Origin of the sequence: Bacillus marasmi (assembly GCF_902168435.1) — a bacterium.
Taxonomy (GTDB): Bacteria; Bacillota; Bacilli; order Bacillales; family Cytobacillaceae; genus Bacillus_BU; species Bacillus_BU marasmi.
In genome coordinates this window covers 331,985-357,446 of the sequence record NZ_LR656165.1, presented here as the reverse complement: position 1 = coordinate 357,446, position 25,462 = coordinate 331,985, and the positions used below count along the sequence as shown (strand labels likewise).

The following is a 25,462-nucleotide window of genomic DNA, read 5'->3' as shown; positions in this document are numbered from 1 at the left end:
TGTCCTTTATTCCAAAATCAAACCAAAAAGCGTCACGTAAAAAGGTGTATGCCTCTGTCCACATAGCAAAATATATCCAATTCTAATGAAGGAGCACCGCACAAATGAGACAACAACAAACCCAAACACACTATTTCTATGCGCTCAAGCTTCCGAATGAAGTAAAACAAAAGCTAAACGAATACTGTCAAAGTATTCAGAGTGAATTTCCGTTTTCTCGTTGGGTTCACAAGGAGGATTATCACATCACACTTGCCTTTTTGGGACATGCCCCACAAGACAAGCTCGAGACTACGAAAATGTTAATCAAAGCGGCAATAAGTGAATTTAAGGCATTTCCATTAACGATTCAATCGCTTGGAACCTTTGGACGTAGCGATGCACCGCGCATCTTTTGGGCAGGGATAGAACCAGCACCGAGCTTAGTTGACGTACGCGCTGCTGTTTTTTCGGCTTGTGAGCAAGCTGGCTTTAAGCTGGAAACGAGACCGTTCCATCCTCACATTACCATGGCGCGAAAATGGCAAGGGGATGCCTCTTTTCCGCTTTCAACTGCAGAGCTAGAAAAGTATTTTACGACCCCCATAAGCTTTCAAGCTCAAGAAATTGTCCTTTATCAAACTCATTTGGACAAATCTCCGAAATACGAGGCTGTCGCTATATTTCCACTGTAGTAAATAAATGCTAATGAAACTTGAAAATAAACCGACAAAAGACACATCGGGAGATAAAAGAAACGATATATATACTATAAGAGGTTGGTTTGATGAATACATTTCATTTTATTGTGAATCCACAAGCAAAAAATGGTTATGGGCTGCGGATTTGGGATGAGGTTAAAGCTGAACTGATACAAAGAAACATTGAGTATCAGGTGTATTTTACACAATTTTCTGGTCATGCGAGTGAGATTGCTAACGAGATTGCAAAGGTAAGTACTGGCGAAGAAGTTGTCGTGGCAGTTGGTGGGGACGGGACGATACATGAGGTAATAAACGGAATCCTTCATTATTCGAGTACCATTTTAGGTATTATCCCATGCGGTTCTGGAAATGACTTTGCTAGGGGTTTTCAGCTTTCTGAAGAGCCAGTGCTTGCTTTAAGGCATATAATCGAGCATCACAAGCAGAGGCGAGAATATATAGATGTTGGAAAAATAACAATGAACGGAAAAACGGAAATATTCTTTGCCAATAATATGGGTGCTGGCTTTGACGCTGAGGTGGCGTCAGCTGCAAATAAATCAAAGTTTAAATCGCTATTAAATCGATTTTCGTTAGGATCGCTTGTGTACGGAATGTTTCTAATTAAAAATTTATTTACTTTTCAGTGTCGTAGAGTTGATTTAATCGTCGATGACAAGCCATATTCATTCCCAGGGACATGGTTCATAACCGTAGCCAATCAGCCTTTTTATGGTGGCGGTATGATTATTGCTCCCGATGCGGATGCAACTGATGGCAAATTCAATATTGTAGTCGTCAATAACTTGGCGAAATTGAAGCTTTTAGCTGTATTTGTTAGCGTTTTCTGGGGCGGGCATGTGAAGTTTAAAGAAGTGACGATTCTATCTGGAAAAAGAATTACAATTTCCGCGGCACATTCATTGTTGGTTCATGCGGATGGTGAGATTTGTGGAGAAACGCCTCTTAAGCTTGAGTTGCTTCCTAAAGCCTTGCCTGTTATTGCTACGTCAAAGCAAATTATGAAGAAGTAAAGAGGAATTAAAGGAGTTGAATTTTGATGGGTCCGGATGATCGCTTATTTTCCGCATATTTGGATGAAATGCATGTGATCACAATTCTTCTCCCTAAATCGTATCATAATGGTATTTCGCACTATTTTTATCTTATTGAGGATGGTGTTAGACAGGAGCTAACGATATCAGAAATCATTAGTCTTGGCACAAATATCAAGTATGTATGTAGGATTAAGAATGATGTTCGATTTGGTGAAGTTTCATGGGTGGTGGATGAGCATGATGGTATTACCGATTTACAAATTGGCTCGGTGATTCGTACTCCGGAGTTTGATGAGCGCTTTTACTATGATGGAAATGATTTAGGTGTCATTTTTTCATCAAGTAAAATTAGTCTGAAGCTGTGGGCACCAACGGCAACTGCAGTTAGGGTAAAGCTAGTGTCACCCGATCAACTGACTTCTGAAGAATATTTACTGAATCGTAATAAAAAGGGTGTTTGGTTTATTGAGAGAAAAGGTGATTATGAGCTTTATCATTATTCTTTTCATATTTGTATTAATCAAAGCTGGCGTGAGGTGATTGACCCGTATGCGGTCAGTGTTACAGCTAATGGAAAAATGGGCGTTATAGTTGACCTTGAAAAAACGAGAATTTCTAAGCCGGAGCTACCAAGTTTGCCCCAGGCAACAGATGCGATTATTTATGAAACTCATATTCGCGATTTTACGATTCATCCCGCTAGTGGTGTCGTACAAAAGGGATTGTATTTAGGAGCGCAGGAGTCTGAAACTTGTGGGAAAGACGGAAGCCCAACCTGCTTAAAGTACGTAAAGGAATTGGGAATTACCCATATCGAATTTCTTCCATTTAATGATTTTGAAGGTGTAGATGAGTTGGGTGATAGGCAGGAATATAATTGGGGCTATAACCCTGTAAATTTTAATGTTCCTGAAGGTAGTTATTCAAGTGACCCAACTGACCCTTATGCCCGGATTATCGAGCTTAAACGTATGATACAGTCGATTCAGTCACAAGGTCTGCGCGTAATTATGGATGTGGTCTATAACCATGTTTATATTAGGGAGCTTTCTTCGTTTGAAAAAATACTACCTGGATATTATTTTCGCCATGACCATCACGGCATGCCATCAAATGGAACGGGCGTCGGCAATGATGTGGCTTCAGAGCGGTTGATGGTTCGGAAGTTCATTTTAGATTCGATAAAATTTTGGATGAAAGAATATCACATTGATGGATTTCGCTTTGATTTAATGGGGATTATCGATGTTGAAACGATGAACAAGGTACGCGCGCTGGTCGATGAAGTTGATGATACAGCGATTATTCTTGGTGAGGGCTGGGACTTAAATACACCGATTTCAGCCGATGAAAAAGCAAATATTCGCAATCAGAAGAAACTGCCGCGAATCGCGCAATTTAATGATTGGTTTCGTGATTCAATTAAGGGTAGTACCTTTAATCTTTATGACAGAGGCTATTGCTTCGGAAACGATTATTATCACGAGGCGGCCATGCAGGTAATGGCTGGAAGCATCGGTATTGAAAAGCCTTCACAAGGTATTTTTACTGAACCAAATCAAACGGTAAATTACGTCGAGTCCCACGATAATCATACACTTTGGGATAAGCTTTCCTGTTGTCTTCAAGATGGTGAAGCGACCGCGATCCAAAAACGGCATCGCCTAGCAACAGCGATGGTGCTCTTAGCCCAAGGAATCCCATTTCTTCACAGTGGCCAAGAGTTTTTTCGGACAAAAAATGGAGTAGGCAATAGCTATCGCTCACCTAATGATATTAATTGGCTTGATTGGGAAAAGAAAATTGTTCATCAAGGCAATATTGATTATCTTAAAGGGTTGATAATGATTCGTAAATCACATGGAGCGTTCCGGCTGCCGAATGCAAAGGAAATTCGACATCATGCTTCGTTTCTTCCCCTCGCAAAGCCAGTAATAGGTTATTTTTTAAGAGATGTTGGTCAGTATGGTCTTTGGGATCATATTGTCGTTTTGATAAATCCCACAAATGACTGTATCGCCATTCAGCTTCCAATCGTTGGGGATTGGCATATTCTCGCAAATGGTACGGCATCAAGCGAAGTTCCAATTGGAGAAACAAGCCATATTCGTTATTTTATTGAACCAATTAGTGTTGCGGTTTTGGTAAAATGAAAAAAATGGTAATAAAGCTTTTGTTCTAAAAAGTCTTGACCAGAAAAGCAAATAGGAGATAATATTATTAAGATTGCATTTGTCAATTTTAATCGATTTTTGGAAAACTATCTTACGTTTATATAATATTTTTTGAGCTTAGCGCCCAATCCTGATAGAGCGAAGGTACATCATGATATGTAATGAGTCGTTCTATATGGATAAAATTGGGCGCTAGACTTTTTATTATTGTGAATTAATGAAGGTGAACAACTTTGGAGCATTTATTAGGGATTGAGTGGGAAATTGTCCCAGCAGGAGGAGCAACTGGTAAGGCTTTTTTTGCACAATATGAAGACCAAAAGCTCTTTTTAAAGCGAAATTCTTCCCCTTTTCTTGCCGTGTTATCAGCTGAGGGCTTAGTCCCAAAGCTCGTTTGGACAAAACGACTGGAAACGGGCGATGTGATTACAGCACAGCAATGGTTAAACGGAAGGGAATTATCTCCGCCCGAAATGAACGATGAGAAAGTAGCAAAGCTGCTACGAAAAATTCATCTTTCTGAACCATTGTTAGGAATGTTGAGCAGATTGGGGATTAAACCGATATTAGCTCCCTCATTTCTACACATGGTGCAACAAGGACTGGACACGGATTTAATGCAAATTCAGTCTGTAAAAAAATCAGCAGAATTCCTAGCTAAGGAAGTTAATAATATTAAGAGCGAAAAACTGGTCGTTTGCCATGGCGATGTAAACCACAACAACTGGCTGCTGAGTGAAAACAACCAGTTGTACTTAATTGACTGGGATGGAGCGATGATTGGCGACCCAGCAATGGATTTAGGTTTACTGCTGTATTGGTATATTCCAGAGGGCGACTGGTCGGCATGGCTGAAGCTCTACGGAATTGATGCAACAGAAGACTTAATGCTAAGGATGAAGTGGTATGTAATTGCCCATACCTTAGCCTCGATTCATTGGCATAAAAAGCAAAGCCGTTTTCCAGAAATGAAGCGTTGGATCGATTATTTGGATAAAATCCTTTAAGAAAACTGATTAATATCGCTGACCCACGCTGATAAGGATTGTTGATTTGCTTCAATATGCTGATTAATATTTTCAGCATGAATACCGTTTTGACTATACTCGTGGATCTTTTGTAAGACGGATTTTACATTTTGATTAATGTTGGAATTCTCCATTAATGATTCAACTAAACGTTCTAGTTGTTCACATTCAGAGACGGAGCCGCAGCAATCGGTTTCGTGATTCTTCAAAATATCTTTTAATAAATTCACCTGATCTTGGTCACTTAATGGCATGATAATCGTTCCTTTCTCGAGGAGGAGTTCACTCTTAATGTGTGGATTCCTTTTTTAGTTTATTCATGGGCTTCACTAATTCAATAGAGATAAGAAAGGAACGGATTTGAAGGAAATATTTTATCTTGCAACGAATCAGATGCCATGCTATTGTTTGAACGTATATATTTATTAGGAGTGTCACAAATGAGATTAAGAAATAAACCATGGGCAAATGATAAATTAGCGCAATATCCCCAATATGTTATCTCTTCCCCGGAAAACTTAAAAGGGAAATGGAATAGCGTATTTGATACTGAACAGCCTTTGCATATTGAAATCGGTACAGGCAGAGGTAGATTTATTACAGGAATGGCACAGGCGAATCCGCATATCAATTATCTTGGTATTGAGCTTATGCCGAGTGTCATCGTGACTGCGCTTGATCGCGTAATTGAAGCAGAAGTGCCAAATCTGAAGCTGTTAAATGCTAATGCAGCAGATTTAACCGAGTTTTTCGCAAAAGGTGAAGTTGAACGAGTTTACTTGAACTTCTCTGATCCATGGCCAAAAAATCGCCATGAAAAGCGACGTTTGACTTATAAAACCTTCTTAAAGCAATATGAAGATATTTTAATTGATCAAGGTGAAATCCATTTTAAAACGGATAATCAAGGTTTATTTGAGTATTCGCTAACTAGCTTTTCGGAATACGGATTATTATTAAAATGGGTCAGCCTCGATTTACACCAAAGTGATTTCGAAGGCAATATCATGACAGAATATGAAGAAAAGTTCTCACAAAAAGGTAATCGAATTTACCGTTCAGAAGTACAGTATCGCTAAAAAAAGGGCAAACTATACGATTCGATTGTAAGAATCGGTATAGTTTGCCCTTTTTAGTTTGAAAAATACTATAGTACTACGACGTTAGTTATGTTATTGGTAATCTAAATAGCTTTTATGGATAAAATGGTTCCTGTTGTGGCATCAGCAATAAATTCATATTGTGTGGGACCATCTTGATTCATTTTGGAAATACCACCTTTATAAACGACATAGCTGAGGTGGTTTTTCTCGTACGGTTCTGCCTTCATATGAATCCACGAGCCGCTGATAGGTCCATTTTCCTTAAATGCCGCCTTCACTTGCTGAAGTATTTTCTCGGGTGAAATCTTTTTTGGTTGATCCTTTGTAACTAAATAGGATGCCAATAATCCGCCGGCTAGACCTGAACTAACCCCAATTAAAAATGTTTTCCAATTCAAAACATCCACCTCCTTGAAAAAGATACCATTTCTTACGAATACATTTATCATAACAGAAGGTATGAAGAGTTCATAATATTAATACCATGGTTGACTATTGATTTAGAAATCCAGATGGCTATTGGTGGATTGACTTTAAAAATTTCGGTAAGATGAACATATATTTAAAAAAGTAGCCCAAGACTCACTAAAAAGGAGCAAGAATAAATGAATGAACAGACATTAAGCCTTTTTAAAACATTAACCGAACTTCCGGGAACAGCTGGTAATGAACATGCTGTTCGCGCATTTATGAGAGAACAGATTGGTAAATATACCGATGAAATAGTTCAAGACAAGCTCGGAAGTATTTTTGGAGTAAAAAGAGGGAATGAAGCAGGCCCAACGATTATGGTTGCTGGACATATGGATGAAGTGGGCTTTATGGTTACGCAAATCACTGATAATGGAATGATCCGCTTTCAGCCGCTTGGTGGCTGGTGGAGTCAGGTGTTGTTAGCACAACGTGTAAATATCATGACAGCAAATGGACCAGTAATCGGTGTGATTGGCTCAATCCCGCCTCATCTATTAGATGATTCGACGAAAAATAAACCGATGGAAATAAAAAATATGCTAATAGATATCGGTGCTGATAATAAAGAGGATGCGATTAAAATTGGCATTAAACCAGGTCAGCAAATCACGCCAATCTGTCCGTTTACACAAATGGCTAATCCGAAAAAACTGCTTGCAAAAGCATGGGATAACCGCTACGGCTGTGGCTTGGCAATAGAGCTTCTCCAGGAAACGCATGGAGAAACTCTTCCAAACACGCTTTATGTGGGGGCAACCGTGCAGGAAGAGGTTGGACTTCGTGGTGCGCAAACAGCAGCAAATTTAATCAAGCCAGATTTATTTTTTGCGCTTGATGCAAGCCCTGCTAATGATATGACTGGAGATAAAAAGGAATTTGGACAATTAGGCAAAGGCGTTTTACTGCGCATTCTGGACCGTTCGATGGTCACTCATCGCGGAATGAGAGAGTTTGTTTTAGATACTGCTGAATCCAATGACATCCCTTATCAATATTTTGTTTCGCAGGGTGGTACCGATGCAGGTCGAGTACATACAGCTAATGAAGGGATTCCAAGTGCAGTTATTGGAATTTGCTCACGTTACATACACACCCATGCTTCCATTATCCATGTTGATGATTATGCAGCCGCTAAGGAGCTATTACTGAAGCTAGTACGTTCATGTGATCAAGCAACAGTCGATAGTATTCGAAGCAATCAATAATGGAGGGCTTATGAAGATTATTATTGGTTCCAAAAATCTTGCAAAAATCGAAGCGGTAAAGCAAGCCTTTACATCGGGGCATTTTGAATATAGCGCCATTGATGCTCCGTCCGGAGTGAACGAGCAGCCGTTTTCTGACGAAGAAACAATTATTGGTGCAATCAATCGGGCTACTTATGCACTTGGTCAAGAAGAGGGACAAATCGGTATAGGGCTCGAGGGTGGTGTCCAAGAGACCTCATTCGGCTTATTCCTTTGTAATTGGGGAGCGCTTGTAACGGATCAGGATGAACGTCCAATCATTGCCGGAGGAGCTAGAATTCTCCTTCCAGAGCAGGTGGCCTCAGCACTAAGGGAAGGCAAAGAGCTTGGTCCTGTTATGGATCAATTTACGAGAAAGGAAAATATTCGCAGCAAGGAAGGTGCGGTTGGCATTTTTACAGCAGGGATGATTGATCGGGCTGCGATGTTTACCCATGTTACAAAGCTATTATATGGACAGTATCTTTATCGTCAAACTGGAAAATCAAGCTAGAAAAATGTATATTCTTTGACAATTGCTCGCATATGGTAAAAAAATGGCGTTTAATCGCTTGTCTTTGCTTAACGATTAAAGTTATGATATATAAAGTGAAAAAATCGTTAAGCAAGGAGTGTTTATCATGACAAGACTCTTAAAAGGGGCCTTGCTGTTAATTATGTCAGTTGTTCTGTTAAGCGCTTGTTCTGCTAATGTCGAGGACGCTTATAAAGCTACTGATGAAAAAATATCTGACGCTTTTAACAGTACACCAAAAAAGGTTAATAATAAAAATAAAGATGTGCATTTTTATGCGCCGTTTGGCTTTGAAATAAAAGAAAAAAAGCAAAACAATGTTCTACTGAAAAATGGTTCGAAAACATATATTCTTTTTTATAATCAGCATGAAGGAACAGATAGTGAAGTTGTGTACAACGCAACTTTAAGTGACAAGAAATTTGATTATAAGAAAACCTATCAAAAAGGTGATAAGTTTGGCTATTGTTTAATCCGCGATCTTGGTGAAGACATGCAGGAATTAACTGTTGGCATAGGCGGGGTTAAGCTTACAACAGAAACAAAGACGAAAAGCATGAAAAACGATGCAGAATACATGATGCAAATTGTTAACTCTGTAAAAATGGAAAAAGACAAACCAGCAGAATCATAGAAGCTGGGACATAGGTATTTCAGCTAAACAAAAAAACGAACTATGCTCCGAAATTCTAACTTTGAATTTCCTGATAGTTCGATTTTTTTTATCCATTTTTACCTATGTGGGTCTGTTAACCAGAATGTTCATTTCCTTGTGTTTGAAAATAAGCGGAAGAATTCCTCTTAAATTGGGAAATATGGGTATTTTCCTAAAAATAAAGGGAGTTTTTCCGCTTATTTCATAAAAATCACCGGATTTTGTCTTTTTGGGAGTAGTTAAGCGGAAATCCTCCTCTTATTTCAGCTCGATTATCCCCCCTACATACAATAACGGGAAATTCTCCGTTTATCTCTGTCGAAATGCTCCGGTCCATACGTCGCTATCCGTGTACTTGCGCTTTTGTTCTGATCTGAAAGGTACATTGAACGAATTAATTGCATCGATTATGCCCTCCTGTTATCATCAATTTATTAAGGTAACTAAACAGTTATCTGGGAAAGATAAACTTGAGGTGAATAACGTTATGAAAAAATTAGAGTCTTATCAGCAATTTAGTGAGCTTCGCGATAACGGAAAGCACATTTTCTTATTTTCAGCAGATTGGTGCAAGGATTGCAAGGTGATAGAGCCGATTCTACCAGAAGTTGAAGCAAAATTCGTAGATTATACCTTTATCCATATAGACCGTGATCAATTTATCGATCTTTGTGCTGAAATGGATGTCTTCGGCATTCCTAGCTTTATCGCATATGAAAATGGAACAGAGCTTGGTCGCTTTGTAAGCAAGGATAGAAAAACGCAAGAGGAAATTGAAGCCTTTATTACTGGGCTGAAATAACATGGATACAAAAAAGCTTAGAAAAGAGCTTGAAAATCGTTTAAAGCATCCGAGCCGGCAGTTCATTTTTGAACGTGAAAAGGATCAGCTAAGAATTGAAAACATCCGTACCGGACAGGGAATTACCGTTGAACTGCCTGGTATTGTAGCCAAGTGGCACGAACAAAAGGATAAAGCAATCGATGAAGTTGTTTACTTTGTTGAGGAAGGCCTGCGGGCAATGGGGAACTCGGTCTCACTTACTGACAATGAACAAAAAATTTTCCCAGTGATTAGATCGACATCATTTCCAACTACGTCAAAGGATGATGTCACTTTTGTCTTTGATGAGCACACGGCAGAGACAAGAATTTATTATGCTTTGGATTTAGGAAACTCTTATCGGTTAATCGATGAGCAGCTTCTTCTTGAAGCAGCATGGTCGGTAGAACGAGTTCGCGAAATCGCACTATTTAATGTAAGGACGCTTCAGGTTCCCCTTAAGGAAGATGAAGTGGCTGGGAACAAGTTTTATTTTATCAGATCAAATGATGGCTATGATGCGAGTAGAATCTTGAATCAATCCTTTTTAAAGGAAATGGAGGATAGGATTACTGGGACGATGGCTGTGGCTGTACCGCATCAAGACGTCTTAATCATTGCCGATATTCAAAATGATACAGGTTATGATGTTTTGGCCCATATGACGATGAGCTTTTTTGCGAGTGGTCGGGTTCCTATTACTGCTTTATCATTTATATACGAAGCGGGCGAGCTTGAGCCGATTTTTATCATGGCGAAAAATAAAAAGAAATAAACGGAGTCCCATTGGGTGCTCCGTTTATTTTTTAATTTAGCTCGTTTTTTACGATATACCTGTTAAAATAGAAATGATGCTTTATTGTAAATGAACAGGAAATTTTGAGATAAGCGCCCGATATAGATTAATTTACTAGAAATGCAGAAAGAGATGATCAGCTTTGGATTGGTTTAAAAAAATACTTCATGTTTTTAAAGAGGACACTGACGAGCATAAGCAAGAAAAAGAGGAGAAGCAGCAGGTTTTACGGAGAAAGCTTGACAAGCAACAAGAAGGACCGAAGGATGTTAATGGAAGAATCGCTTATCAATATCCGAAAGGTGCTAATCAAACACCACTTGTTCGAGATGTTCTTAAGAAAAAAGAGAATCGGCCGCCACGTCAAATTAACACTCAACATCAAATTAAGAAAGAAACGCTTGGTCAAGAAAGCCGTGTAGACAGTCTTGAGTCTTTAAGGCGCTTTCGACCACGTCAGGAGAAAATAAAACAAGCTGAGGAGATCGTGAAGCCTGTTCCTGAAGTTGAAACAGAACAGCTGCAGGAGAAAGCAAAAGCAAAAGCTAAAGCTAAAGAAAAAGCAAAAACAGAGCGAATCCGCTATGGTCCATTTCGACCTACCGAAATCCCTTCACCGATTTATGGTTATGAAAGACCACAGTCGCGGCAAAACAAGATTATTGAACATGAATTAACTGGATTTTTTGATCACATCCCGACTAGACAGGAAGAAGAAATAGCTGCCAGTCTTGAAACGGTGGAGCCAGCACCGACCAGTGAAGTAAACACCGAAGAGAGTGTCAAGCCTTTCGTAGAGGAGCTTCAAGCAGAAGAAGTTAAGCTTAATGAACTAGAAGCACAAATCGAAGAAGCACAACCTATTGTAGAGGAGCTTCAAACAGAAGCAGTTGAGTTTAATGAACCAGAAGCACAAATCGAAGAAGCACAACCTATTGTAGAGGAGCTTCAAACAGAAGCAGTTGAGCTTAATGAACCAGAAGCACAAAAGGAAGAAGCACCGCTTATTGTTGAGGAGGTTCATGCAGAGGGAATTGAGCTTAATGAACAACTAGAAGCACAAAAGGAAGAAGCACCGCTTATTGTTGAGGAGGTTCATGCTGAGGATGTTGAGTTAATTGAACGAGAAGAACTAACAGAATCCATAATAGCTCCACCATCAAGCAGTAAGGAAATTGAACCTAAAGTAGTTGAGCCAATTGTTTTAGAAAAACAAGCCGAACCTGTAAAAATCATTAAGTTTCCAATTCAAGAACAACAACCAAAAATAGTTGAAACTGAAACAACCGTTCATGTAACGGACGAAGGCCACCATGAAACCATGAATGAACAGCACGTTACAAAATCCCACATTCCATTTAATGTCATAATGCTTAAACAGGATCGTCTAAAATTAACGAATCAAAATCTTGTGAACGAACCACAAGTAAAAAGTCCTGTAAATGTGGATGCTAATAATAATGAACATGAAATACAGGATTTTGTAAACGACGCAAAGGAAGTTGCATCAGAACCACAACAAAAACAAGAAACGTTTTACGAACCGTTAAACTATCAATATCCAGAAACACAATTGCTTACACCACCTGTCATTCAGGAAGAAAACGATGAATGGCTTCTATCGCAGGAGGAGCTTCTGAATCGGACACTGAATGATTTTAACGTAGGTGCTAAGGTAGTCAATGTAACACAAGGCCCGTCCGTGACAAGATTTGAAGTACAACCTGACCCTGGTGTAAAGGTAAATAAAATCACTAATTTGCAAGATGATATTAAGTTAAGTTTAGCAGCAAAGGATATTCGCATTGAGGCGCCAATTCCTGGAAAGCATACGATAGGAATTGAAGTGCCGAATGGAAAGAGTCGACCAGTATTCATAAGCGAAATTATCTCAAGCCCAGAATTCAAAAACAATCAGTCGCCGTTAACAGCTGCGCTCGGTCTTGATATTTCGGGAAAACCAGTTGTGACGGATCTTCGTAAAATGCCGCACGGGTTGATTGCCGGAGCGACAGGCTCAGGAAAAAGTGTATGTATTAACTCAATCTTAACGAGCCTGTTGTACAAAGCTGATCCGCACGAGGTGAAGTTATTATTAATCGATCCAAAGATGGTTGAGCTTGCGCCATACAATTATATTCCTCACTTAGTTAGCCCGGTTATCACTGATGTGAAAGCGGCAACTGCTGCCTTGAAATGGGCTGTTGAGGAAATGGAACGGCGTTATGAACTGTTCGTTCATACTGGTGTACGAGAAATCTCCCGCTTTAATGAGTTGGCTGAGGAAGCTAAGCGCTATAGCGACAAACTGCCATATATCCTAATCGTGATTGATGAGCTTGCTGATTTAATGATGGTTGCACCTGGAGATGTAGAAGAAGCAATTTGCCGCATCGCCCAAAAAGCGCGCGCCTGCGGGATTCACCTAATTATTGCGACACAGCGCCCATCTGTTGATGTTATTACAGGATTAATTAAGGCAAATATCCCAACAAGGATTGCTTTTTCAGTATCCTCGCAAATCGATTCAAGGACGATTATCGATATCGCCGGTGCTGAAAAATTATTAGGTCGAGGCGATATGCTATTTTTAGAAAATGGTACTTCTAAGCCAGTTAGGCTACAAGGTACATATATTTCTGATACGGAAATTGATGACGTTGTTGAGCATGTACGTTCACAAGCCGAACCGGATTATTTATTTGAGCAGGGCGAGCTTTTAAAGAAAGCTCAAGTAATGGAAGATGAGGATGAGTTGTTCTTTGAAGCCTGTGAATTTATTGTTGAACAGGGAGTTGCTTCCACATCTAGCTTGCAGCGTCGCTTTAAAATTGGCTATAACCGAGCTGCTCGTTTAATAGATATGATGCATTCAAATGGTTATATCTCTGAAGCAAAAGGGAGCAAACCCCGAGATGTATTAATTACTGAAGAAGAACTTGACTCATTGAATAGTAGTAGTACAATAAACTAATGTTAGGATAAAAACTAGCCATTAATATTTTAATAAAAAAGAAATTATTTTCGTCTATTGTAATAATGGTATACTGATTTAATATGATAACGCTGTGATGTAATAAAAATGAGCAAAATGGAAACATTCTCATATAATGTGTTACAGATAGACGTTTGTTGGAGGTTCTTTAGATGACTATTTACCATTTCGTAGGTATTAAGGGGTCTGGAATGAGTGCTCTTGCACAGGTTCTGCACGATACCGATTTTCAAGTTCAAGGCTCCGATGTCGAAAAGCACTTTTTCACTCAACAGGCCCTAGAGCAATCTGGAATAAAGATCCTTCCATTCCAAAAGGAGAATATTCAGCCGGGGATGACAATCATTGCTGGAAATGCCTTTCCGGATACTCATGAGGAAATTCAAGAAGCGATGCGAATGGGGCTGCCAATCATTCGATATCACCGCTTTTTGGGTGATTTTATGCAAAATTATACGAGTATTGCCGTGACCGGTGCACACGGAAAAACATCAACAACTGGTTTGTTAGCACATGTAATACAAGGCGCTAAGCCTACTTCCTTCCTAATTGGTGACGGAACGGGGAAGGGCGATCGCGATGCAGAATACTTTGTGTTTGAAGCATGTGAATATAGACGACATTTCTTATCGTATTTTCCTGACTATGCAATCATGACCAATATAGATTTTGACCATCCAGATTATTTTGCTAATATTGACGATGTCTTCTCTGCCTTTCAGGAAATGGCGCTTCAAGTAAAAAAAGGAATCATTGCCTGTGGTGATGACCGGAATCTGCAAAAAATTCAAGCGAAGGTTCCAGTCCTTTTTTATGGGTTTAACGATGACAACGATTATCACGCTAGTAATATCGTCAAAACAACAGAGGGAACTAGCTTTGACGTATTTGTTCGTAATACTTTTTTTGATACATTTACGATACCTACTTTCGGTGACCATAACGTGTTGAATTCTTTAGCCGTAATCGCGATGTGTCACTATGAAGGAATGGATATCAAAATTATTAAAGAGCAATTAATGACGTTTACTGGTGTGAAACGCAGATTTTCAGAAAAAGCAATTGGTTCGCAAATCATCATTGATGACTATGCGCATCATCCAACAGAAATTAAGGCAACAATTGATGCGGCCAATCAAAAATATCCAGATCGAGAAATTGTCGCTGTTTTTCAGCCACATACATTTACTCGAACACAAACATTTTTAAGTGATTTTGCTGATAGCTTAAACTTGGCAGACAAGGTTTATTTATGTGATATTTTCGGTTCAGCTCGTGAAAACCACGGTAAGCTTTCAATCGAAGATTTACAGGCGAAGATTCCTGGAGCCGAGCTATTGGATGAAAATGAAACAGGATTGTTGCGAAAACATGAAAATAGCGTAATCATTTTCATGGGCGCCGGTGACATCCAAAAATTCCAAGAAGCATACGAAAAAGAATTAGCATAAATGTAAAAAGGATGCAGTGCCTTGGGGGCGCTGCATCCTTTGTTTTTTGTTGTGTGTGTAGATGGTTAGGGGAATAAGGGATTTAAGTTACCTATTTTTTAGATTTTTGTAAAATGAGGGCACATAGAGTGGTGCTAAGTGCCCTATATTTCGGTATCCACCAAATAGAGGTCACTTAGAGAGTTTAAGTGCCCTAAATTTCGATACTCACCAATAATAGGTCACAATAGACCAGTGTTAAGTGCCCTAGATTTAGGTCACTGCCAAAAAGATGTAACATAGAACGAAGCTAAGTACCCTAATTTTAAGCTCCCCACAAAAACAGGGCACTAATAAACTAATATAAAAAAGCCACATGAACACAAAGTTTCATGTGACTCCTCATCGCTAGTCATGTTTATTTCAAGTTCTCCGGATTCAAAGCTTCTAACTCTGGGATCACGAAGCGGCCGTCTTTGCGAATCAGAACGTCGTCGAAATAAATCTCACCGCCGCCGTAATCTGGACGTTGGATGTTAACTAAATCCCAGTGAATATCGGATTTGTTGCCATTATAGGCCTCATCATAGCATTGTCCAGGCGTAAAGTGGAAGCTGCCATCGATTTTTTCATCGAATAGAATGTCCTGCATTGGGTGCAATATGTACGGATTCACTCCGATTGCAAATTCGCCGACATAGCGCGCGCCTTCATCAGTATCAAAGATTTTATTGATACGCTCTGTATCATTAGCCTCAGCCTTAATGATTTTTCCATTCTCAAAGGTTAACTTTACGTTTTCAAAGGTAAAGCCGTGATATGGCGAAGGTGTATTATACGAAATCACACCATTAATAGAATCACGCACTGGTGCAGTATAAACCTCACCGTCAGGAATATTCATTTGACCGGAACATTTAATCGCCGGAATATCTTTTATCGAGAATGTTAAATCCGTACCAGGTCCGGTTAAGCGAACCTTGTCCGTTCTATTCATTAAGTCTACGAGCGCATCCATCGCGGTATCCATTTTTCCGTAGTCCAAATTACAGACATCGAAATAGAAGTCCTCAAACGCCTCTGTGCTCATTTTGGCTAGCTGTGCCATTGAGGAGTTCGGATAGCGAAGCACGACCCACTTCGTTTTTGGAACGCGAATATCTCTATGTACTTTTTTCCCAACCGTTTTGCCTTGAATTTTCATTTTATCATCAGGAACATCTGATAATTCATTGATATTGTCACCGGAACGCAAGCCGATGTACGCATCCATTTGGCTCATCACATTTGCTTCAAAATCAGCCATTAAATCGAACTGCTCCTCCTTTGCACCTAGCAACAGCGAGCGATCTACTTGATGATCCTTTAACAGGACAAATGGATAACCACCAGCATCATACGCAGCTTTCACAAGAGCTGTCACAAGTTCACGCTGCAGTCCGAAGTTTTCAATTAGTACCTTTTCTCCTTTTTGGAGACGTACAGAGTAATTAATTAAATTATTTGCGAGTTTCTCAATTCGTGGATCTTTCAACTAGACTCCTCCTTATAGTACATAAATTGATGCAATATCCTTATTTTAACCTAAATCGCAATAATTGTTGAAAATGAGCCCTCATAAATCGAAAAATATCGTGTGTCAGATGAAGGAAAATGCCACTATAATATTGAAGTATGTATAAAACGGTTTAATCCTACACAACTGGGTAAACAATGATGTTAGAGACAACGGAGGTGCAAAGTGTGATCAATATTCTTTATTTTAGTGTGGCAATCATAGCCATTTCATTTCTCATTTTGGTTATTTATCTTTCAAGAACTTTTAATTCTTTAAAAATAACCCTGGATAATGTATCTAATACATTAACCGGTTTAGAAAAACAACTGGATGGCGTCATGAGTGAGACTAACGATTTATTGAAAAAAACCAATGCGTTAGCAGACGATATTCAGGGGAAAGCAGAAAGCTTAAATAGCGTAGTAACTGCTGTTAAGGATGTGGGTGGTTCGATTCAAAAATTTGGCCATACCCTCCAAACAGTTACTGATACATTGGACCGCGGTGTCGAGCAAAATCTAGAAAAAATATCGCAAGTAGTCCAATGGAGTACAGCAATCCTTGAACTAAAGGAAAAATGGAAAACAAAAAAACAATTAAAACAACAAAAACAGGCGCTTGATAAAAAACCAGCTACTGCAGGGCAACGAATGCGCGATCATTAAATAGAGGAGGAATGTTGATGAGCAACTATTTACACGAAGAAAAGGAAAAGAATGGGACAAAGGATTTCTTATTGGGAGCATTGATTGGCGGGGTCGTAGGTGCAGCCACAGCATTATTCCTTTCACCTAAGTCAGGTCCAGAACTAAGGGAATCAGTTACAAACCAAACGGCTGTATTGAAGGAAAAAGCAGTAACAATACCAAGTAAGGTTTCAGATTTGGCCCAAGCTACAAAAGAGAAAACATCGACATTAACCCAAACAATTAGTCAACAATCAGCTGAAGCAATTGCCAAGCTAAGAGGTAAAAAGAGCGAAACAACTGAAGAATTGGATGAGTTTGAGGAGCTCGAGGCTAGTGCTGAGTTTCAACAGACAGGCTATGATTCAATTCAGCAGATGCTTGAGGAAACAAAAAAGGCATTTGATGAAACTGAGAAAAAGCTAAATCATTAAATTTGCGGATATGTTTTGAAAATGATACGATTACAGAAATTAAGCGAGGCAGCCTTTTTTTAAGGATGATTCGCTTTTTTTCTAGCAAACAGATAACAATCTGTTTAACCAAGGAGGTATTCAAAGTGCAAAAAGTTGAAACGGCTGAGCAATTTAACCAGATTCTTCAATCAGGACAGCCATTTACGTTTTTAAAGCATAGTGTCACTTGCCCAATCAGCCAAGCTGCTTATGAGGAATATGTGAAGTTTACAGAAGACCATCCAGCACTCAATAGCTACTATTTAACGGTTCAGGATTCACGACCACTCTCAAACTACATAGCAGAAAAGTTCCAGATAAAACACGAATCCCCCCAAGCCTTTTATATTAGCAATCAACAAGTCGTTTGGCATGCATCACATTGGAAAATAACCTCTGATGCACTGGAAAAGGCCAAAGAGGCGAATAAATAAACATCCAGCTACATGGATGTTTTTTTTCACCAAAGTTTTGTCGAAAATTATTGGGCACTATTTAAAAAAATAAACATATAATGCTTTAGTGCTTAAAAGCGTTTAATTGTTAAAGTTTTTTGGTGACAAGAAATTATTTATCCTTTATAATTAACCCAATTAACTAGTAAAACAACATTTTTATTTGAGAATTAGAAAGATAAATAAACTGATTAAAAAATCTGGGGGTTGTGCAATGAGTAACTTGGAGCAATTACGTAACCGTGTCGACGAAATTAACCTACAATTACTTTCACTCATTAATGAAAGAGCAAAATTAGTTCAAGAAATTGGTCGTGTGAAGGAAACACAAGGGGTTAACCGATACGATCCTCTTCGTGAGAGAATGATGCTTGATAAAATTACAGCAAACAATGATGGTCCTTTTGAGAATTCAACAGTTGAGCACATGTTCAAGCAGATTTTTAAGGCTGGTTTAGAGCTTCAAGAGGATGATCATCGCAAAGCGTTATTAGTGTCCCGGAAGAAAAAGCCAGAAAACACAATTGTGGATGTTAAAGGCGTAAAAATCGGCGACGGCACCCCACATTTTGTGTTTGGCCCATGCTCCGTTGAATCATATGATCAAGTTGCTCAAGTTGCAGCAGCTGTTAAGCAAAAGGGCTTCTCTTTATTGCGTGGAGGAGCTTACAAGCCTAGAACATCCCCATACGATTTCCAAGGTCTCGGTTTAGAAGGCTTGAAAATTCTCAAGCAAATTGGCGATGAATATGGTTTAGCTACAATCAGTGAGATTGTTAGCCCTAACGATGTTGAAACAGCACTTGAATATATTGATGTCATTCAAATTGGTGCCCGCAATATGCAGAACTTTGAACTATTGAAGGCAGTCGGTTCTGTGAAAAAGCCAGTATTGCTTAAACGAGGTTTAGCAGCAACGATTGAAGAGTTCATTAATGCGGCTGAATACATTATCTCGCAAGGAAATGACCAAATTATCCTTTGTGAGCGAGGAATTCGTACTTATGAGAAGGCGACGAGAAATACGTTAGATATTTCCGCAGTCCCGATTTTAAAACAAGAAACGCACTTGCCAGTATTAGTTGACGTCACACACTCCACCGGCCGTAAGGATTTACTGCTACCTTGCGCGAAAGCAGCTTTAGCAATCGGTGCCGACGGCGTTATGGCAGAGGTCCATCCAGATCCAGCGGTTGCGCTATCTGACTCAGCTCAGCAAATGGATTTACAACAATTTGATGCTTTCCTTGAAGGCTTAAAGGATACCCCATTTGTTCGACTATAAATATACATGAAAAAACCTCCTGTTACAAATGCAGGAGGTTTTTTCATGAGAGGAATATTGAAAAATTCATATAAAAAGCAATAAAATTTCAGTTCTAGTCATTGCGGCAATAGATTGGGTATCGTATCATTAAATACATAAATTAGACAAGTTAAATATCTCACAAACTAAATAATGTGTTTAATCGAGGGAATCTTGCTGTAAACTACTAATAAGTTGATTTGTGGGGATTAATTAAGGAGTGAATATCATTTGAATATTACCATTTATGATGTTGCCAGAGAAGCAAGCGTCTCAATGGCAACCGTTTCTAGGGTTGTGAACGGAAATCCTAATGTTAAACCTGCAACGCGAAAAAAAGTTTTAGAGGTAATTGAACGCCTAGGCTATCGTCCAAATGCAGTGGCGCGTGGATTAGCAAGCAAGAAAACGACAACGGTCGGCGTGATTATTCCTGATATCTCAAGTACGTTTTTTGGTGATTTAGCGCGAGGCATTGAGGATATCGCCACAATGTATAAATACAATATTATTTTGAGCAACTCTGATCAAAATAAAGATAAAGAGTTACACTTAATTAATACAATGCTTGGAAAACAAGTGGATGGCATTGTATTTATGAGCGGAAATGTGACGGCTGAGCACGTGGAAGAATTTGAAAAATCACCTGTGCCAATTGTATTGGCTGGTTCAATTGAGGAATCCGGGAAAATTCCGTCTGTCAATATTGATTATGATCAAGCAGCATATGATGTGACGAAGTCCTTTATTGACAAAGGACATACTAAAATTGCCTTTGTCATTGGACCGATTCATGAACCAATTAACGGTGTGAAAAAGCTTGCCGGTTATAAGCGGGCATTAGCGGAAGCTGGAATTGCATATAATGAAGACCTTGTTGTTGAGGGCGATGATACTTATGATTCCGGGATTGAAGCATTTGAAAAACTGATGGAAGCAAACGAAAAACCAACGGCTATATTCGTTGGTCAGGATGAGATGGCGCTTGGTGTTGTTCATGGCGCAGAGGATAAAGGCTTCTCCATTCCAGAGGATTTTGAAATTATAAGCTCCGATAACACAAAATTAACCTTAATGGTTCGTCCGCAGTTAACGACCGTTGTACAGCCGCTATATGATATTGGCGCTGTTGCGATGAGATTGCTGACTAAATTGATGAACCAAGAAAAAACGAGCGAGCAAATTGTTGTTTTACCACATCGTATCGAAGAACGAGATTCAACGCGATAAAACGAAAAGCAAAAACGCACTACAGAGCGACCTAATAAAAAAGCGAAAAACCGCCATCTTTGGCGGTTTTTATTATTGTTTATAATACTGATTTCTTGCGGTTTCGAATTGGATATAATGCTTTTTGGACAGTTTGGGCATTTTTCTCAGTAATTTCTTCTTTCCGTGGAATCGGTGGATATAAATCAATTGGATCGTCCCACTCTGGTGGAAGTGTGACAGGTGAAAGAGACTGCCATCTATCCAACCACTCCTTCGGTAAACTTCCTGAAAAGTTGGAGTTTTCAGTCATTTCAAGCCAAACCATTGCCCAAGCCCTTGGAACAACTCGCCATATATCATAGCCGCCTCCACCGACAGCAATCCATTTTCCATCACAATATTGATGTGCCATTTTATGGGCAATTTTTGGGATTTCGCGATAGATTTTCATCGTTGCCGATAAATGAGTAAGTGGATCTAAATAATGGGAATCTGCGCCATTTTGCGTTATGATCACATCCGGTTTGAAAAACTCGCAAATTTCTTGTAAAGCTAAGGTGTAAGCATCAATAAAAGACTCATCTTCCGTAAAAGCATCAAGTGGAATATTAAATTTAGTACCATAGCCTTTTCCTTGACCACGTTCATTAATGCTGCCTGTACCTGGAAACAAATAGCGACCTGTTTCATGAATCGATAATGTGCAAACATCAGGATCATCATAAAAGGACCATTGCACACCATCACCATGATGAGCATCCGTATCAACATACAAGACGCGTGCATGATACTTTTCCTGCATATATTTGATGGCAACTGAACTGTCATTATAGATGCAAAACCCAGAAGCTTTACCGCGAAATCCGTGATGTAAGCCTCCGCCAAGATTAAGGGCATGCTTCGCTTTTCCAGTCATGACATGGTCGACAGCTGTTAATGTCCCACCGACCAAAAAGGAACTTGCTTCATGCATGTTTGGGAAAATCGGTGTATCCTCAGTTCCTAAACCATAGTTTTCAGCAACAGCTTGAGGCAATTCCCCAATGCTAGCTAGTTTAACCGCATTCACATAATTGGGGTCATGGATGAGGAGGAGCTCCTCATCCGTAGCCATGCGTGGTAACACGATTTGTTCCTCTTTAATTGCGCCGATTTTCTTTAATAAATCAAGAGTCAGTTCCAGACGTTGTTGATTAAAAGGATGATTGCTATTAAATTTATATTTTAATTGGGCTTCTGAAAATACAAATACAGAATCGGTCATGATGAAATCCCCGGAAGATTAGGCCAAAGCACGGTATGACCGGCTTGCTTTAAATCTTCGATAATATTCATCGGGTTCATTGTCCGAATCCGAATAACTAAATGCTTGTAGTTTTCATCCTTTTTGTCTGGATACACGAGAACGCTTTGAATGCTGGCATTACGCTGTTTAATGACGGATGTAACATCACTGAGAACGCCGATCATATTTCGGACTCTAACTTCAATTACGGACCCTGGTTGATGGGCGCCGGTTAATTCAACTAGAGTTCTTAATAAATCAGTTTCGGTAATAATGCCAGCCAATTTTCCTTCTTTTACAATTGGAAGGCAGCTGATATGGTGCTCATAAAACACAGCCGCAATTTCTTCTACAAAGTCGAGAGGATGCCCAGTAATAATATCTGTCTGCATAATCATATGTAAGGGCTTCTCCAAAATATCTCTGTGTTCCTCAGCATAAAAGGTAGATGGATTGGCATCGCGAATATCACGATCTGTTATAAGGCCAACAACTTTTTTTTGCTCATTAATGATAGGAATGTGGCGAATTTTTTTCGCTGCCATTAAATCGATCGCATCAGCAATTGTGTTTTCTGTAGTCATGGTGGCTACATTCGTTTTCATAATTTCTTCTACAATCATTGCTTAAACCTCCTTTTTGGCAAGGTAATTTGATTCTACCTGAAAGTCTTTTCTTTATTTTGCTAGTTTTTGAGAAGGTTAAAAAGAGTATTATTTATTGAATAGCTAAATTAAAAAACGGTTTTTATATCTTAATCTATCAAATCGTTGAATAGACTCTTGATCAACCCGACTACCGATTCTCGCCATTAAGCAGTTGGCAGGATGAGAACTGATTTCTGGATCATCTGTTGCAAACCAAACTAAGCCGCCGGCATTCATCATTTTTTCCATTATCTTTCTGTATTCCCATACATTCAAACCGGTTCTTTTCAAATCCCAATGCCAATAGTATTCTGTCGTGATAACGATATAGTCTTCCATGGCATCATCCATCATCGATACCATTAAAATGTATTTGCCGACATGATGGCCTCGAAATTGCGGAATGATTTCAATCGCGCCTAACTCTATTAAATTTTCCATTTTAGCCTCTGACCAACGCTCTAAAGGATCGGGATAAAGGAAGGTTGCGTAGCCAACAATTGTGTTTTCGTGTCGGGCAATGATAATTCTTCCTTCGGGTAATCCTGCAATCTCAACGATAGCTTTATGCTGTTGAGAAGCAGGGCGAAAAGCTGTTAAATCTTGATGGAACTCGTATTGAGCCAGTTGTTCGGCTGGCACTGGTCCTTCAATATGAACAACTCCATCTGGGGTTAGCAATTCTTTTTCATAGTACGTTTTATTATACTCCATTTAGTCACCGCCTAAATATATACAATACCATCTCCTCTCTATTATACATAAAATAGCACCTTATAAAGCGCTTCCAATCAATTAAATTTTTATTTTTTTTAAAATTAAATAAATACTTTAAATATTTTAAATATTGCGAAAAATATAAACTAGTAGTATACTAGGGTACATGATAGAGAACAAAGGAGGAAACTGTTTGATGAAATTGGAAGCGCTATCAGCAATTGAGGGGAATTTTAATTTAAAGAATTACGATGAAACTTACCGACAATTTGATTGGAAGGAAGCTGAAAAAGCCTTTTCTTGGTCTGAGACTGGTCAGGTAAATATGGCATATGAGGCAATTGATCGCCATGCAGCTACATACCGTAAAAATAAAGTCGCTTTGTATTATCGTGATGGAGCTAGAAAAGAAAAATATACCTTCAAGGAAATGAAAGACTTATCAAATAAAGCAGGGAATGTGCTTAAAGCATACGGTGATGTCGTAAAAGGAGACCGTGTCTTCATTTTTATGCCACGTTCACCTGAACTTTATTTTGCGGTATTGGGCGCAATTAAATTAGGTGCTGTAGTTGGTCCTTTGTTTGAAGCGTTTATGGAGGGTGCCGTTCGGGACCGTCTAGAAGATAGCGGAGCAAAAGTGATCATCACAACTCCTGAGTTGTTAAAGCGTGTTCCAGTTAGTGAGCTTCCAGAATTAAAACATATTTTCCTTGTTGGAGAAAATATTGAAGAAACAGATTCCCATATTGATTTTAATAAGAAGTTAGCTGAAGCTAGCAGAGAGCTTGAAATTCAGTGGGTTGATCGCAATGACGGTCTTATCCTTCATTATACATCAGGTTCAACAGGTAAGCCTAAGGGAGTACTCCATGTTCATAATGCTATGATTCAACAATATCAAACAGCAAAATGGGTACTAGATTTACAAGAAGAGGATGTTTATTGGTGCACAGCTGACCCAGGCTGGGTTACTGGAACTTCATACGGAATCTTTGGGCCATGGTTAACTGGAACTTCAAACGTTATTATCGGTGGAAGATTCAGCCCAGATGCTTGGTATAGCATGATTGAAGAATATGGCGTTACTGTTTGGTACAGTGCACCGACTGCATTCAGAATGCTTATGGGTGCTGGTGATGAAGTGGTCAAGCGTTTTGATTTGAGCAGTCTTCGCCATATCATCAGTGTTGGTGAGCCGTTAAATCCTGAGGTAGTTAGATGGGGTGCTAAAGTATTTGACCTTCGCATTCACGATACATGGTGGATGACAGAGACTGGTGCTCAGCTTATTTGTAACTATCCTTGCATGGAAATTAAGCCGGGATCAATGGGTAAACCAATTCCAGGTGTACAAGCTGCAATCGTGGATGATCAAGGTAAAGAGCTACCACCATTCCGTATGGGTAACTTGGCAATCAAAAAAGGCTGGCCATCCATGATGCAGACAGTTTGGGGTAACCCAGAAAAATTCGAATCTTACTTCATGCCAGGCGATTGGTATGTATCAGGGGATTCAGCGTACATGGACGATGAAGGCTATTTCTGGTTCCAAGGTCGCGTTGATGACGTAATCATGACTGCGGGTGAGCGTGTAGGTCCGTTCGAGGTTGAAAGTAAGCTTGTTGAGCATCCAGCTGTTGCAGAAGCAGGCGTAATCGGAAAACCAGACCCAGTACGCGGTGAAATCATTAAGGCATTCGTAGCCTTGCGTGAAGGCTTTGAAGCAAGTGATGAGCTAAAAGAGGATATCCGTACATTTGTTAAAACTGGTTTAGCAGCACATGCTGCACCACGCGAAATTGATTTCCGCGACAGTCTACCAAAAACTCGCAGCGGTAAAATCATGCGACGTGTCCTCAAGGCATGGGAACTTAACCTACCAACAGGTGACCTTTCAACAATGGAAGACTAATAGAAAAGCGGAGGCGGCTTGTTCAGCCCCGACAAGCTTAAGACGAGCCGGCCGAAAGGTTGTAGTTTACCTTTTGGCCGGATTGGCTTAAGACCTCGAGGGGCTAGCCGCCGCAGCTAGACATAACGAAAAAAAAAAGGCTGGGACAAAACTAGCTTCTATACATGAAAAAGGCAAAGCCTGTGAAATTTTACTCATCGTAAAAATTCCACAGGCTTTTTTGTATCAAAACTGGGTTTTGTCCAT

General features: G+C 39.5%; 24 protein-coding genes. 18 read left to right on the top strand and 6 right to left on the bottom strand.

Features of this window, described 5'->3' with window-relative positions:
- The first annotated feature begins 104 nt into the window (after positions 1-104).
- The 4 genes from thpR (at position 105) to FXW34_RS03865 (ending at position 4,922) form a co-directional block, all read left to right on the top strand.
- Positions 105-674: an RNA 2',3'-cyclic phosphodiesterase gene (gene thpR / locus FXW34_RS03880; protein ID WP_147532663.1), complete on the top strand. Its 570-nt coding sequence runs from the start codon at positions 105-107 to the stop codon at positions 672-674.
- Between the two features lie 92 nt (positions 675-766).
- On the top strand, positions 767-1,717 hold the full coding sequence (locus FXW34_RS03875; RefSeq protein ID WP_147532662.1) for a diacylglycerol/lipid kinase family protein: 951 nt from the start codon (positions 767-769) through the stop codon (positions 1,715-1,717).
- Positions 1,718-1,743: 26 nt separating this feature from the next.
- A complete protein-coding gene (gene pulA / locus FXW34_RS03870) occupies positions 1,744-3,894 on the top strand; it encodes a type I pullulanase (RefSeq protein ID WP_147532661.1) in 2,151 nt (716 codons plus the stop codon).
- 254 nt (positions 3,895-4,148) lie between these two features.
- The gene (locus FXW34_RS03865) at positions 4,149-4,922 is read left to right on the top strand and encodes a phosphotransferase family protein (protein ID WP_147532660.1); all 774 of its coding nucleotides are present in this window, start codon (positions 4,149-4,151) and stop codon (positions 4,920-4,922) included.
- Here FXW34_RS03865 and FXW34_RS03860 read toward each other — a convergent pair.
- On the bottom strand, positions 4,919-5,197 hold the full coding sequence (locus FXW34_RS03860; protein WP_147532659.1) for a YtzH-like family protein: 279 nt from the start codon (positions 5,195-5,197) through the stop codon (positions 4,919-4,921). The two genes, FXW34_RS03865 and FXW34_RS03860, sit on opposite strands and share 4 nt — an antisense overlap.
- Positions 5,198-5,383: 186 nt before the next feature.
- On the opposite strand from FXW34_RS03860, the gene trmB reads away from it, so the two are divergent.
- Entirely contained in the window at positions 5,384-6,022 is a 639-nt protein-coding gene (gene trmB, locus FXW34_RS03855; RefSeq protein WP_147532658.1) for a tRNA (guanosine(46)-N7)-methyltransferase TrmB, read from the top strand.
- A gap of 104 nt (positions 6,023-6,126) precedes the next feature.
- Here the strand turns inward: trmB and FXW34_RS03850 are convergent, their stop codons facing one another.
- Complete coding sequence (locus tag FXW34_RS03850) at positions 6,127-6,453, bottom strand: PepSY domain-containing protein (RefSeq protein WP_342780672.1); 327 nt, start codon at positions 6,451-6,453, stop codon at positions 6,127-6,129.
- A 198-nt stretch (positions 6,454-6,651) separates the two neighbouring features.
- On the opposite strand from FXW34_RS03850, the gene FXW34_RS03845 reads away from it, so the two are divergent.
- The 7 genes from FXW34_RS03845 to murC all read left to right on the top strand — a co-directional run bounded on the left by FXW34_RS03845 (position 6,652) and on the right by murC (position 15,001).
- Complete coding sequence (locus FXW34_RS03845) at positions 6,652-7,725, top strand: M42 family metallopeptidase (protein ID WP_147532656.1); 1,074 nt, start codon at positions 6,652-6,654, stop codon at positions 7,723-7,725.
- 10 nt (positions 7,726-7,735) lie between these two features.
- Positions 7,736-8,260, top strand: a complete 525-nt coding sequence (locus FXW34_RS03840; protein WP_147532655.1) for a DUF84 family protein — start codon at positions 7,736-7,738, stop codon at positions 8,258-8,260.
- A 127-nt stretch (positions 8,261-8,387) separates the two neighbouring features.
- On the top strand, positions 8,388-8,915 hold the full coding sequence (locus FXW34_RS03835) for a hypothetical protein (RefSeq protein ID WP_147532654.1): 528 nt from the start codon (positions 8,388-8,390) through the stop codon (positions 8,913-8,915).
- A gap of 430 nt (positions 8,916-9,345) precedes the next feature.
- Positions 9,346-9,738, top strand: a complete 393-nt coding sequence (locus tag FXW34_RS03830) for a thioredoxin family protein (RefSeq protein WP_222705303.1) — start codon at positions 9,346-9,348, stop codon at positions 9,736-9,738.
- Between the two features lies 1 nt (position 9,739).
- On the top strand, positions 9,740-10,534 hold the full coding sequence (locus FXW34_RS03825) for a DUF1444 domain-containing protein (protein ID WP_147532652.1): 795 nt from the start codon (positions 9,740-9,742) through the stop codon (positions 10,532-10,534).
- 163 nt (positions 10,535-10,697) lie between these two features.
- Positions 10,698-13,529 (top strand): DNA translocase FtsK, encoded by a 2,832-nt coding sequence (locus FXW34_RS23550; RefSeq protein WP_147532651.1) that lies wholly within the window; start codon positions 10,698-10,700, stop codon positions 13,527-13,529.
- Between the two features lie 173 nt (positions 13,530-13,702).
- A complete protein-coding gene (gene murC, locus FXW34_RS03815; RefSeq protein ID WP_147532650.1) occupies positions 13,703-15,001 on the top strand; it encodes a UDP-N-acetylmuramate--L-alanine ligase in 1,299 nt (432 codons plus the stop codon).
- A gap of 397 nt (positions 15,002-15,398) precedes the next feature.
- Here murC and FXW34_RS03810 read toward each other — a convergent pair whose 3' ends face one another.
- On the bottom strand, positions 15,399-16,514 hold the full coding sequence (locus FXW34_RS03810; RefSeq protein WP_147532649.1) for an aminopeptidase: 1,116 nt from the start codon (positions 16,512-16,514) through the stop codon (positions 15,399-15,401).
- A 209-nt stretch (positions 16,515-16,723) separates the two neighbouring features.
- Between FXW34_RS03810 and FXW34_RS03805 the strand changes: the two genes are divergently transcribed.
- From FXW34_RS03805 to ccpA, 5 genes are all read left to right on the top strand, one after another.
- Entirely contained in the window at positions 16,724-17,203 is a 480-nt protein-coding gene (locus FXW34_RS03805; protein ID WP_147532648.1) for a DUF948 domain-containing protein, read from the top strand.
- Positions 17,204-17,220: 17 nt separating this feature from the next.
- Positions 17,221-17,658 (top strand): YtxH domain-containing protein, encoded by a 438-nt coding sequence (locus FXW34_RS03800; protein WP_147532647.1) that lies wholly within the window; start codon positions 17,221-17,223, stop codon positions 17,656-17,658.
- A gap of 125 nt (positions 17,659-17,783) precedes the next feature.
- Positions 17,784-18,113 (top strand): bacillithiol system redox-active protein YtxJ, encoded by a 330-nt coding sequence (ytxJ, locus tag FXW34_RS03795; protein WP_246140841.1) that lies wholly within the window; start codon positions 17,784-17,786, stop codon positions 18,111-18,113.
- A gap of 235 nt (positions 18,114-18,348) precedes the next feature.
- The gene (locus FXW34_RS03790) at positions 18,349-19,419 is read left to right on the top strand and encodes a bifunctional 3-deoxy-7-phosphoheptulonate synthase/chorismate mutase (protein WP_147532645.1); all 1,071 of its coding nucleotides are present in this window, start codon (positions 18,349-18,351) and stop codon (positions 19,417-19,419) included.
- Positions 19,420-19,671: 252 nt separating this feature from the next.
- On the top strand, positions 19,672-20,670 hold the full coding sequence (gene ccpA, locus FXW34_RS03785) for a catabolite control protein A (RefSeq protein ID WP_147532644.1): 999 nt from the start codon (positions 19,672-19,674) through the stop codon (positions 20,668-20,670).
- A 79-nt stretch (positions 20,671-20,749) separates the two neighbouring features.
- Here the strand turns inward: ccpA and FXW34_RS03780 are convergent, their stop codons facing one another.
- The 3 genes from FXW34_RS03780 to FXW34_RS03770 all read right to left on the bottom strand — a co-directional run bounded on the left by FXW34_RS03780 (position 20,750) and on the right by FXW34_RS03770 (position 23,298).
- A complete protein-coding gene (locus FXW34_RS03780) occupies positions 20,750-21,919 on the bottom strand; it encodes an acetoin utilization protein AcuC (protein WP_281292916.1) in 1,170 nt (389 codons plus the stop codon).
- A complete protein-coding gene (locus FXW34_RS03775) occupies positions 21,913-22,560 on the bottom strand; it encodes an acetoin utilization AcuB family protein (RefSeq protein ID WP_147532642.1) in 648 nt (215 codons plus the stop codon). The genes FXW34_RS03780 and FXW34_RS03775 overlap by 7 nt, the downstream gene beginning before the upstream one ends.
- Before the next feature lie 105 nt (positions 22,561-22,665).
- Positions 22,666-23,298 (bottom strand): GNAT family N-acetyltransferase, encoded by a 633-nt coding sequence (locus FXW34_RS03770; RefSeq protein WP_147532641.1) that lies wholly within the window; start codon positions 23,296-23,298, stop codon positions 22,666-22,668.
- A 199-nt stretch (positions 23,299-23,497) separates the two neighbouring features.
- On the opposite strand from FXW34_RS03770, the gene acsA reads away from it, so the two are divergent.
- Positions 23,498-25,216 carry an acetate--CoA ligase gene (acsA, locus tag FXW34_RS03765; protein ID WP_147532732.1) on the top strand — a complete coding sequence of 573 codons (1,719 nt, stop codon included), beginning with the start codon at positions 23,498-23,500 and terminating at the stop codon, positions 25,214-25,216.
- Positions 25,217-25,462: the final 246 nt, after the last annotated feature.

What these genes read in the sequence shown, in the direction of transcription:
- thpR (WP_147532663.1), top strand. Translation starts at nt 105, where the DNA reads ATGAGACAACAACAAACCCAAACACACTATTTCTATGCGCTCAAGCTT.
- FXW34_RS03875 (WP_147532662.1), top strand. Translation starts at nt 767, where the DNA reads ATGAATACATTTCATTTTATTGTGAATCCACAAGCAAAAAATGGTTAT.
- pulA (WP_147532661.1), top strand. Translation starts at nt 1,744, where the DNA reads ATGGGTCCGGATGATCGCTTATTTTCCGCATATTTGGATGAAATGCAT.
- FXW34_RS03860 (WP_147532659.1), bottom strand. Translation starts at nt 5,197, where the DNA reads ATGCCATTAAGTGACCAAGATCAGGTGAATTTATTAAAAGATATTTTG.
- trmB (WP_147532658.1), top strand. Translation starts at nt 5,384, where the DNA reads ATGAGATTAAGAAATAAACCATGGGCAAATGATAAATTAGCGCAATAT.
- FXW34_RS03845 (WP_147532656.1), top strand. Translation starts at nt 6,652, where the DNA reads ATGAATGAACAGACATTAAGCCTTTTTAAAACATTAACCGAACTTCCG.
- FXW34_RS03840 (WP_147532655.1), top strand. Translation starts at nt 7,736, where the DNA reads ATGAAGATTATTATTGGTTCCAAAAATCTTGCAAAAATCGAAGCGGTA.
- FXW34_RS03835 (WP_147532654.1), top strand. Translation starts at nt 8,388, where the DNA reads ATGACAAGACTCTTAAAAGGGGCCTTGCTGTTAATTATGTCAGTTGTT.
- FXW34_RS03830 (WP_222705303.1), top strand. Translation starts at nt 9,346, where the DNA reads ATGCCCTCCTGTTATCATCAATTTATTAAGGTAACTAAACAGTTATCT.
- FXW34_RS03825 (WP_147532652.1), top strand. Translation starts at nt 9,740, where the DNA reads ATGGATACAAAAAAGCTTAGAAAAGAGCTTGAAAATCGTTTAAAGCAT.
- murC (WP_147532650.1), top strand. Translation starts at nt 13,703, where the DNA reads ATGACTATTTACCATTTCGTAGGTATTAAGGGGTCTGGAATGAGTGCT.
- FXW34_RS03800 (WP_147532647.1), top strand. Translation starts at nt 17,221, where the DNA reads ATGAGCAACTATTTACACGAAGAAAAGGAAAAGAATGGGACAAAGGAT.
- FXW34_RS03790 (WP_147532645.1), top strand. Translation starts at nt 18,349, where the DNA reads ATGAGTAACTTGGAGCAATTACGTAACCGTGTCGACGAAATTAACCTA.
- FXW34_RS03775 (WP_147532642.1), bottom strand. Translation starts at nt 22,560, where the DNA reads ATGATTGTAGAAGAAATTATGAAAACGAATGTAGCCACCATGACTACA.
- FXW34_RS03770 (WP_147532641.1), bottom strand. Translation starts at nt 23,298, where the DNA reads ATGGAGTATAATAAAACGTACTATGAAAAAGAATTGCTAACCCCAGAT.
- acsA (WP_147532732.1), top strand. Translation starts at nt 23,498, where the DNA reads ATGAAATTGGAAGCGCTATCAGCAATTGAGGGGAATTTTAATTTAAAG.